This window comes from Halorubrum sp. SP3 (assembly GCF_005435195.1).
GTDB classification, from domain to species: Archaea; Halobacteriota; Halobacteria; order Halobacteriales; family Haloferacaceae; genus Halorubrum; species Halorubrum sodomense.
In genome coordinates this window covers 1,183-3,081 of the sequence record NZ_SGTU01000042.1, presented here as the reverse complement: position 1 = coordinate 3,081, position 1,899 = coordinate 1,183, and the positions used below count along the sequence as shown (strand labels likewise).

The window sequence follows — 1,899 nt, the reverse complement described above, 5'->3', positions numbered from 1 at the left end:
TATGACGGCTCCTTCACACGGAGCAGGCCGGCGGTTCGAATCCGCCCCAACCCATACCAACTTCGTACGGATTGTAACCGTACGATTTCCTCATCTCCAGACCTTCTAACCGCAGTTTCGGGTTTTTCGGCCGGGGAATTAGAGGCGTTGTGAATTCGTAACCCAATCGATATCCTACGCGGGTCGTCGCCATCTGGGGATTCCGCGTATTCGTACTGCTGGACGATTTAAAAATGCTGGTATATCGTGCCTGTAGTTACCAACTCACTTTAAGAGCGCTGTAGGATTGATAACACAGGTAGACCGGGCAACGTTCCCTGAATAGACCAGCTGGCATTGACTGTTGACTGTGACATCAGCCTCGACTGTTACGTCCTCCACCACCGTCTCTACGACTTCGTCTCCATCTTCATTCTCGACAGGGAATCGGACACGTACGTGTACGGTCTTCAAATGGACTCGCCTCTGCCGGTCTAGCATCGTTGACCCCATTACTTTCGGAAGGCCGGTCTCCAAAGGACGCCACGTCGTTACTCTGTCGTAACGCTGGTGGAAGATAGGTCGTAACGTTGTGCGAAGCTAATAACGACACGATAGTTTAGAAAATAATGGGCGAGGGATAGGGCGGTAGGTACACTCAACACTAACGAAGTGTTGTTTACGACCGATAGTGGTCCGAAACTCGTGACAGGCCATCTATGACCCGTCAGTCGTCGTTACGGCCCTTCTGGGTTCCAGTGTTACGACGGTGTAACGCTGGCTCAGTGATCACCCCCAGCGGCCTCTCTGGTCCAGTCGATCCATTCCCCACGGTCGGCGACGAGTTCGAGCCGTTTGTCGCCCTCGCGCATGTGGATCAGGTTTCTGCCGTCGTAGGGGTCGCGGTCACTAGGTTCCTTGTCCGAGGTGAGTTTGGCTACCCAGCGCATGACCCGCACGACGGTATTCCGATTCCATGACTTAGAAGACCGGTCGGTCATCTCAGCGAGGATGCGGCGTACTCCATCGGAGTCGAGCCGCATTGTCCCTGACCAAGATCGGGATCTAGGGCCGAATTCGGGAAAGACCAGCGTCGCCCTCTCTTTGTTGGCGGAGAGGTCACTATTACCCTGCTGACGCAGTGCGATTGCCCGCTCGATCGGGAGCGCGTCGTGGTCCATCTCGCTCCGGACGACGACGTCTACTTCCCCCTCTTCGAGTTTCCTGATGCGAGCTTCGAGCTCCTGAACACGGTCTTTGGTCGCACGCTTCATCACCGCGGTACCGAGGGGGAATTCGGCTCCAGTCGTGGACCTGACGGACAGGTCCTCGATCATTCCGGTGTCCCACTCGAATTCTACGTCGTTCTGGAGCTGCTTGGAATGAGCTGCCAGCTTCCGCTCTATCGCTCGCCGAGCCTCACGTTCTTTTTCGAGTTCGTCACGGAGGTCCTCAACCGTCTGCCGCAACCATGCGAGTTCCTCGGCGGTTGGGTCTTGGGCGGTGCTCATACGCTGCCACCACTCTTCCGGAACCAATTCGGTGGATTCTTCCAGCCGATTTCGTCATCTTCGATTCGACAGTCGGGACTACCAACCGGTTTGATACCGTTGCCAAGGACGTAACTTGGCGGTGTTACCTGTTCCATCTAACCAGGGTCTCCCTCTCGAGAAACCAAGGCTGAGGTATGGCCGGATATGGGAGGCCGTCGCAACCGCGGAACTTGTTCTCCGAGGCCCATCGTAGAGGTCAGCGCTGTCGTCATATTTGATGGTCAGTGGAGGTTTAGGTAAAAGGGTTAGCCCCCACCCCCCTACTTATACCCCTACTGCTGACCCATTCAGCGTGGGGCTAATTCGCCACACTTCCTTCACGCTCACAGCTCTATTTCTCCAATTGTGTGTGACTGACCACGCTTGT

Annotated in this window: 1 protein-coding gene; it reads right to left on the bottom strand. The window is 55.6% G+C overall.

Annotated elements, in window-relative coordinates; genetic code table 11:
* Positions 1-761 precede the first annotated feature (761 nt).
* Entirely contained in the window at positions 762-1,490 is a 729-nt protein-coding gene (locus EXE42_RS15000) for a hypothetical protein (RefSeq protein ID WP_137706847.1), read from the bottom strand.
* Positions 1,491-1,899: the final 409 nt, after the last annotated feature.

Excerpts from the sequence above, each read along its gene's own strand:
- EXE42_RS15000 (WP_137706847.1), bottom strand. The coding sequence starts at position 1,490 with ATGAGCACCGCCCAAGACCCAACCGCCGAGGAACTCGCATGGTTGCGG.